We start from the raw sequence: 8504 nt of genomic DNA, 5'->3' as shown, positions 1-8504 counted from the left end.
AAGCCGCGAAGCCGCGAAGCCGCGAAGCCGCGAAGCCGCGAAGCCGCGAAGCCGCGAAGCCGCGAAGCCGCGAAGCCGCGAAGCCGCGAAGCCGCGAAGCCGCGAAAAGCAAAACGACCCCGGGGTCCTGGAGCAAGAGCCCGTGGCTTCTCGCTCCCGACCCCGGGATCGTCACAATGTGCGCGGCGGCCTTCGGTCAGGCCGTCGTCTCGTGCTGCTCGGCGTCGGCGTCCACCGTCTTGGACGCGATCTCCTCGACCACCTGGCGTGAGATGTCCTGGGCGTTCAGGCCGATCCGAACCAGGATGTCCGAACGCTCCGCGTGGTCGAGGAACTCCTGCGGAATGCCGAAGTCGCGCAGCGGTACGTCCACCCGCGCGTCCCGCAACGACTGCGCGATCGCCGATCCGACGCCACCGGCCCGGCCGTTGTCCTCGATCGTGACCACGAGCCGGTGCCGGGCCGCCAACGGCGCGATCCCGGCCGGAACCGGCTTGATCCAGCGCGGGTCGACCACGGTCGCCGCGATGCCCTGGTCGGCGAGCCGATCGGCGACCTCGACCCCGATCTCGGCCATCTGCCCCACGGTCACGATCAGCACGTCACCGCGCTCACCGCCGCCGTTGCGCTCGGGGCCGGTGCGGCGCAGCACGTCCATCCCGTCGATCCGGCCGATCGCCTCGATGTCGGCGCCCACCGCGCCCTTGCCGAAGCGCACGACGGTCGGCGCGTCGTCGACCTCCATCGCCTCGCGCAACTGCGCGCGCACCTGCGTGGCATCGCGCGGCGCGGCGAGCCGCAGACCCGGCACGACCTGGAGGATCGACATGTCCCACATGCCGTTGTGGCTGGCCCCGTCCGGCCCGGTCACGCCGGCCCGGTCGAGGACGAAGGTCACGCCGCACTTGTGCAGCGCGACGTCCATCAGCACCTGGTCGAACGCGCGATTGAGGAAGGTCGCGTACACCGCGACCACCGGGTGCAGCCCGCCGGTGGCCAGGCCCGCCGCCGAGGTCACCGCGTGCTGCTCGGCGATCCCGACGTCGAACACCCGGTCGGGGTGCTTGGCGGCGAACTTGTGCAGTCCGACCGGGATCAGCATCGCCGCGGTGATGCCGACGACGTCCTCCCGCTCGTCCGCGATGGCGACCATCTCGTCGGCGAACACCGACGTCCACGACGCGCCCGACTTCTTGACCGGCAGGCCGGTCTCGGGGTTGATCACGCCCACCGCGTGGAACTGGTCCGCCGCGTCGTTGACCGCGTGCGCGTAGCCCCTGCCCTTCTGGGTGATCGCGTGCACGATCACCGGGCCGCCGAAGCCGCGGGCCCGGCGCAGCGCGTTCTCCACCGCCTCGACGTCGTGCCCGTCGATCGGGCCCACGTACTTCAGGCCCAGGTCCTCGAACAGACCCTGCGGCGCGACCGCGTCCTTGAGGCCCTTCTTGGCGCCGTGCAGCATGTCGTAGACCGGACCGCCGACCACCGGGGTGCGGCCCAACACGCCCTTGCCCCACTCCAGGAAACGCTCGTAGCCGCGCGTGGTGCGCAGCGTGGCGAGGTGGTCGGCGAGGCCGCCCTGGGTCGGGCCGTACGAGCGCTCGTTGTCGTTGACCACGATGATCACCGGACGGTCCTTGGCCGCCGCGATGTTGTTCAGTGCCTCCCAGGCCATACCGCCGGTCAGCGCGCCGTCGCCGATCACCGCGACCACGTGCCGATCGGTTTGACCGCGCACCTGGTACGCCTTGGCCAGGCCGTCCGCCCAGGACAACACCGTGGACGCGTGCGAATTCTCGATCACGTCGTGCTCGGACTCGGCGCGGCTGGGATAGCCGGACAGACCGTCGGCCTGACGCAGCTGCCCGAAGCCGTCCTTGCGACCGGTCACGATCTTGTGCACGTAGCTCTGGTGCCCGGTGTCGAAGAGGATCTTGTCGCGCGGCGACTCGAACACGCGGTGCATCGCGATGGTCAGCTCGACCACACCGAGGTTGGGACCCAGGTGACCACCGGTCTTGGAGACGGACTCCACCAGGAAGGTGCGGATCTCGTCCGCGAGCTGCGCGAGCTGCTCGGGCGAGAGGGCCTTGAGATCACGGGGTCCTCGAATGCTGTCCAGCAGGGCCACCCGTTCCTCCTTCGTCAGATCCGTCACCGCCCCCACGGGTCTGCGTGCAGGAGAGGCGTCCATCGAGTCTAGACGCGGCGATGCGGGCGGATGGTTCGCATCGGGGTACACCGATGAGCCATCCGTGCGCGCCGACTCACGTCGAGGCGCCCGCGACCAGCATCTGGGGCGTGCGTTCGACGGCGAAGGGGGTCATCTCGCTCATCACCATCGCCATCGCGCCGAGCACCTCGGCACGCTCGCCGAGCGACCCGGTGACCACGGTCAACCGGCGTGACGCGCTGGGAATGGCGTACCGCCCGACCGACTCGACGATCGGCGCGATCAGCAGGTCGCCGGCGCCCGCGAGGTCGCCGCCGAGGATGATTCGCTGCGGATTGAGAAGATTCGTCAGGCTCGCCACGCCCACGCCCACGTGCCTGCCGGCGTCCGCGACCACCCGCCGGCAGCCCGCGTCGCCGGCCTTGGCGAGCTCGATCATCCGCTGGATGGTCAGGTCGGTGCCATGGCTGCCGCGCAGCAGGTCGAGCAGATAGGAGGCGTTGGTGAAGGTCTCCAGGCAGCCCCGGTTGCCGCACCTGCACACCGGCCCGGACTCGTCCAGCGTTATGTGACCGATCTCGCCTGCCGTGCCGCCCGGACCCCGGTACAACCGGCCGCCGATCACCAGGCCCGCGCCGACGCCGCCGGAGACCTTGAGGTAGGCCATCTCGGTGCAACCCACGCCCGCGCCCCAGACGAGTTCGCCCAGCGCGCCGAGGTTGGCGTCGTTGTCCACCAGGACCGGCAGGCCCAGCCGGTCCTGCATCGCCTCGCGCGGGTGACAGCCCACCCAGCCCGGCAGAATCGTGGTCGAGCCGAGCGCGCCGGTGTCGATGTCGATCGGGCCGGGCACCCCGAGCCCGACCCCGGTGACCTCGCTTCGGACCGCGCCGGCGCGCTCCAGCAGCACGCCCAGCAGTCGATCCGCGAGCGCGAAGCCCTCGTCGGCGGAGGAGTCGACGTCGATCGGGACGTGCTCCTCGGCGAGCACCCGGTGGGCGAAGTCACCGATGGCCACGCGCAGGTGGCGATGGCCGAAGTCGATGCCGACGACCACACCCGAGGCGCGGCTGAGCGAGACGTTGCGGGCCCGCCTGCCGCCGGAGGACGTGGGGGTCACCTCGACCATGTCGAGGACCTTCAACTCCCGTACGATGTTCGACACCGTCGCGGCGGACAGCCCGGTGCTCCTGGCGATCTCGGCCTGGGTGAGCGCACCCGCCATGCGGACCGCGTGCAGGACCCGATCGAGGTTGGCCCGGTGCAGCGAGGACTGCGACCCGGACGAGTGCGACCCCGGCGACTGGGCCTGCGGAAAGCGGGACCCCGTCGTGCCGTCGGACATCTGCGATCCCCTCGCCCCGGTGCGATTGACGTACTTCTTGTGTGCAAGTCCTGAACTCTATGGCCCCCTCTGTTCAGGCAGAAGAGTCAAACCTGAACGCAGGCGTCACGATCGGGCCTCTATTCACTCCCGCACCGCCGGTGCGCGCATGGAACGTTACAAACACCCCTTTCGCCCCCGGCCGCCGCGTCACCATCGCCGTCCGGGCAGGGCCGGAGCAGGATCGGATCGGCCCACAACGTCGCGCACGTCACAGTCGGGGCTCCCAGCGCTCGCCCGCGAGAGCCTCCTCGACCAGCCGAACCGCACGCTCGGTGGCCGCCGCGCGCGAGCCCTCGTACTCGTACATGCGCAGCGCCGCCTCCACCGCCTGCACGGGCACCCGCTCGGCAAGCTCGACGCGCGCCGTGCCGTAGCCGTGTCGGGCCGCGGCGAGCGCGGCGGCCACGTGCTGACGGGCCATCCGGGCCAGGAGCAACGGGTGTTTGCGCAGGACGTCGTGGCTTCGATAGCCCGGCGGGCACAGGTCGAACAGCCAGGCGACGGCCGTGTCCTCCCAACCCGCCACACCGGGCGGCCGAACGCCCCTCGGCCATCCCGTCGGCGCGATCCCGTCCCTGCCTCGGGGCTTGGATTTCGCCCCGTCCCCGGTTTTGGCATGCGCAAAGCGACCCGGCTGCTCCCAGGCCGGGGTGTCGCGATCGCCATTGCCGTACATATGTTCGATTATGCGCGGTGGCAGACCGAGAATGCACACGTGGATCATGGAGGGGGGCATCCGCACCCGCGTTCGACTCCCACGTCGTCACGCCTGCGCCCGCCCTACCCCGCTTCACCCCTGCGCCCGACCTCGTTCGACTCTCGTACGACCTCAGGAGGACCCGTGATCCAGGCCGACCGCGCCGGTGACGAGGCCGCGTTCGCTCACATACCGCTGGTCGGCGTGTGGCGGAACGGCTTCCTGGAATCGATCCACCACGGCACGGCCGTACTCACCGGCACCGACGGCTCGGTGGTCGAAGGACACGGGGCCGTGCACGCGCCGATGTTCCCGCGCTCGGCCAACAAGCCGTTCCAGGGCCTGGCGATGGTGCGCAGCGGGCTGGACCTGGACGGCGAACTGCTCGCACTCGCCTGCGCCAGCCACTCCGGCGAGACGTTCCACCTGGAGGGGACCCGGCGAATCCTGTCCCGCGCGAGGTTGCCGGAGAGCGCGCTGCGCTGCGTACCGGACCTGCCGCTGGGCACCGCGCAGCGCGATGCGTGGCTGGCGGCCGGCAAGGGGCCCGAGCGGATCGCGATGAACTGTTCGGGCAAGCACGCCGCGATGCTGCTCACCTGCGTGCACAACGGCTGGCCGACCGAGGACTACCTGGAGCTCGGGCACCCGTTGCAGCAGGCCGTCCGCCGAGCGGTCGAGGACGTCGCCGGCGAACCGGTCGCGGCGGTCGGCGTGGACGGGTGCGGGGCGCCGCTGTTCGCCATCTCGCTCGCGGGCCTGGCCCGGTCGTACGGCCGCTTCGCGGGCGCCGCCGAGGGCACCCCCGAGCGGCGGATCGCGGATGCGATGCGGGCCCACCCGGAGTGGGTCGCGGGCACCGGTCGCGACGTGACGGGGCTGATGCGGGCGATCCCGGGACTGCTCGCCAAGGACGGCGCCGAGGCGGTGTACGCGGTGGGCCTGCCGGACGGGCGGGGCGCCGCGGTCAAGATCGCGGACGGGGCGACGCGGGCCCACATCGTCGCCATGGCGGCGCTGCTGTGGCGCATGGGCGCGGACGAACAGAGCCTCGCCCCGTTCGCCCAGGCGCCCGTGTACGGCGCCGGCGAGGTGGTCGGCGCGATCCGCGCATTCCCCCTTTTGGGTGAACCGGCGCCCTAGCCCTGTCGCCCGCATGGGCCGAGCGCCAAACTGACGCTGCGGCCGGTTGGGAAACCAACCGGCCGCGCCAATTCCGGCATCTCCGGTGCGCCCGCAGGCGCAGGCGGTCCCACTCGCGGGCGCACGCACCTTGCCCGCAGCCGCCCGAGTCGCCGATCGCGCCGGTGACGGTGCACCGAACGGCACCGGGCCGGACCCCGAAGGAGCCCGACCCGGTGCGGCGATGCCGTACGACGACCTGGCGTCGCGGTGCGGCGGTCAGCCCTTGTTCACCAGCGAACGCAGCACGTACTGCATGATGCCGCCGTTGCGGTAGTAGTCCGCCTCGCCGGGGGTGTCGATGCGCACGACCGCGTCGAACTCGACGCCGGTGTCCGTGGTGACCTTGACCGTCTTGGGGGTGCGACCCTCGTTCAGCGCGGTGATGCCCTCGAACGCGAAGGTCTCCTCGCCGGTGAGGCCCAGCGTGGTGGCGCTGTGGCCGGCCGGGAACTGCAGCGGGATGACGCCCATGCCGATCAGGTTCGAGCGGTGGATGCGCTCGTAGGACTCGGCGATCACCGCACGCACACCCAGCAGCGAGGTGCCCTTGGCCGCCCAGTCGCGCGACGAACCCGAGCCGTACTCCTTGCCCGCCAGCACCACCAGCGGAATACCGGCGGCCTGGTAGTTCACCGACGCGTCGTAGATCGTCGACACCGGGGCGTCGGCCTGCGTGAAGTCACGCGTGAAGCCGCCCTCGGTGCCCGGCGCGATCTGGTTGCGCAGGCGGATGTTCGCGAACGTGCCGCGGATCATCACCTCGTGGTTGCCCCGGCGCGAGCCGTACGAGTTGAAGTCCTTGCGCTCGACACCGTTCTCGGCCAGGTACTTGCCCGCCGGGCTGTCGCCCTTGATCGAGCCCGCCGGCGAGATGTGGTCGGTGGTGACCGAGTCGCCGAGCTTGGCCAGCACGCGGGCGCCCGCGATGTCCACGACCGGGGCCGGCTGCATCTGCATGCCCTCGAAGTACGGAGGCTTGCGCACGTAGGTCGACTGCGGGTCCCACTCGAACGTCGCGCCCGTCGGGATCTCCAGCGACTGCCAGCGCGAGTCGCCCGCGAAGACGTCGGCGTAGCGGTCGATGAACATGTCCTGGTCGATCGAGGAGGCCACCACCTCGGCGATCTCCTCGTCGCTCGGCCAGATGTCGGCGAGGTAGACCGGCTTGCCCTCGGGGTCCAGGCCCAGCGGCTCGGTGGTGATGTCGATGTCCATCGATCCCGCGAGCGCGTACGCGATCACCAGCGGCGGCGAGGCCAGGTAGTTCATCTTGACGTCGGGGTTGATCCGGCCCTCGAAGTTGCGGTTGCCCGAGAGCACCGAGACGACCGCGAGGTCGGCGTCGTTGACCGCCTTGGAGACCTCCTCCGGCAGCGGGCCGGAGTTGCCGATGCAGGTCACGCAGCCGTAGCCGACCAGGGCGAAACCGACCTTGTCCAGGTACGGGATCAGACCGGCCTTCTCGTAGTAGTCCATGACGACCTTGGACCCGGGCGCGAGCGTGGTCTTGACCCACGGCTTGCGGGTGAGGCCCTTCTCGACGGCCTTCTTCGCGAGCAGCGCGGCGCCGAGCATGACCGAGGGGTTCGAGGTGTTGGTGCACGAGGTGATCGAGGCGATCACGACCGCGCCGTGGTCGATCTCGTACTCCACGCCGTCGTCGCCGACCACCTTGGTCGGGTTGTGCACGCGACCGTTCGAGCCGGTCGGTGCGTCCGAGGCCGGGAAGGACTCCTTGCCGGACTCGTCGCCGTTGGTGACGTAGTCCGCCAGCGCGCTGCGGAAGCGGGACTTGGCCTCGGCCAGCACGACCCGGTCCTGCGGGCGCTTGGGACCGGAGATCGAGGGCACCACGGTGGAAAGGTCGAGCTCGATGTACTCCGAGTACTCCGGCTCGTGGCTCGGGTCGTGCCACAGGCCCTGGGCCTTCGCGTACGCCTCCACCAGCGCGAGCTGCTTGTCGTCCCGGCCGGTCAGTCGCAGGTAGGTGATCGTCTCGGCGTCGATCGGGAAGATCGCGCAGGTCGAGCCGAACTCCGGCGACATGTTGCCGATGGTGGCGCGGTTGGCCAGCGGCACCGCGCCGACGCCCTCGCCGTAGAACTCGACGAACTTGCCCACCACACCGTGCTTGCGCAGCATGTCGGTGATGGTCAGCACCACGTCGGTGGCGGTGACGCCCGGCTGCGCCTTGCCGGAGAGCTTGAAGCCGACCACACGCGGGATCAGCATGCTGACCGGCTGGCCGAGCATCGCGGCCTCGGCCTCGATGCCGCCGACGCCCCAGCCGAGCACGCCCAGGCCGTTGACCATCGTGGTGTGCGAGTCGGTGCCGACACAGGTGTCGGGGTATGCCTGCCCGTTGCGCACCATGACGGTGCGAGCCAGGTGCTCGATGTTGACCTGGTGCACGATGCCGGTGCCGGGCGGTACGACCTTGAACTCGTCGAACGCGGTCTGGCCCCAGCGCAGGAACTGGTAGCGCTCCTTGTTGCGGCCGTATTCGATGTCGGTGTTGATCTCGAACGCGTCCGGACGGTTGAACACGTCGGCGATGACCGAGTGGTCGATGACCATCTCGGCGGGCGCGAGCGGGTTGATCCGGGAGGCGTCGCCGCCGAGGGCCTTCACGGCCTCGCGCATCGTGGCGAGGTCCACGACACACGGCACGCCGGTGAAGTCCTGCATGATCACGCGCGCCGGCGTGAACTGGATCTCTTCGCTCGGCTCGGCCTTCGCGTCCCAGCCGCCCAGGGCACGGATGTGATCGGCGGTGATGTTCGCGCCGTCCTCCGTGCGGAGCAGGTTCTCCAGCAGGACCTTCAGGCTGTAGGGAAGGCGCTTGCTGCCCTCCACCTTGTCCAGCCGGAAGATTTCGTACGACTCGTCACCCACGTTCAGGGTGGAGCGAGCGTCGAAGCTGTTCGCGGACACGACGGTCTCCCTTGATCTTGTGCGTTTCTCCCGCATCCTGCCGACACCCACTCGACGTACGCCAAGCAAGGTGACCCTAACCAGGGATGCCGGGGTCTGCGCCCCGCAGATATCTTGATGTCAAGACA

At 70.2% G+C, this 8504-nt stretch carries 5 protein-coding genes; 1 reads left to right on the top strand and 4 read right to left on the bottom strand.

Annotated features, from left to right (window positions below):
* Positions 1-196: 196 nt before the first annotated feature.
* From dxs to ACFZBU_RS03405, 3 genes are all read right to left on the bottom strand, one after another.
* The gene (dxs, locus tag ACFZBU_RS03415; protein ID WP_391581793.1) at positions 197-2131 is read right to left on the bottom strand and encodes a 1-deoxy-D-xylulose-5-phosphate synthase; all 1935 of its coding nucleotides are present in this window, start codon (positions 2129-2131) and stop codon (positions 197-199) included.
* A gap of 136 nt (positions 2132-2267) precedes the next feature.
* Positions 2268-3518, bottom strand: a complete 1251-nt coding sequence (locus tag ACFZBU_RS03410) for an ROK family transcriptional regulator (RefSeq protein WP_391581757.1) — start codon at positions 3516-3518, stop codon at positions 2268-2270.
* Between the two features lie 250 nt (positions 3519-3768).
* Positions 3769-4086, bottom strand: a complete 318-nt coding sequence (locus tag ACFZBU_RS03405; protein WP_391581756.1) for a hypothetical protein — start codon at positions 4084-4086, stop codon at positions 3769-3771.
* Positions 4087-4401: 315 nt separating this feature from the next.
* Here ACFZBU_RS03405 and ACFZBU_RS03400 point away from each other — a divergent pair, with 315 nt between their 5' ends.
* Positions 4402-5400 carry an asparaginase gene (locus tag ACFZBU_RS03400; RefSeq protein WP_391581755.1) on the top strand — a complete coding sequence of 333 codons (999 nt, stop codon included), beginning with the start codon at positions 4402-4404 and terminating at the stop codon, positions 5398-5400.
* A 258-nt stretch (positions 5401-5658) separates the two neighbouring features.
* Here ACFZBU_RS03400 and acnA read toward each other — a convergent pair whose 3' ends face one another.
* Positions 5659-8376 carry an aconitate hydratase AcnA gene (gene acnA, locus ACFZBU_RS03395; protein ID WP_391581754.1) on the bottom strand — a complete coding sequence of 906 codons (2718 nt, stop codon included), beginning with the start codon at positions 8374-8376 and terminating at the stop codon, positions 5659-5661.
* Between the last annotated feature and the right edge of the window lie 128 nt (positions 8377-8504).

It is taken from the genome of Embleya sp. NPDC008237 (genome assembly GCF_042956465.1).
Lineage (GTDB): Bacteria > Actinomycetota > Actinomycetes > Streptomycetales > Streptomycetaceae > Embleya.
The sequence above is the reverse complement of the archived record's forward strand: the minus strand, read 5'-3'. Positions and strand labels throughout refer to the sequence as shown.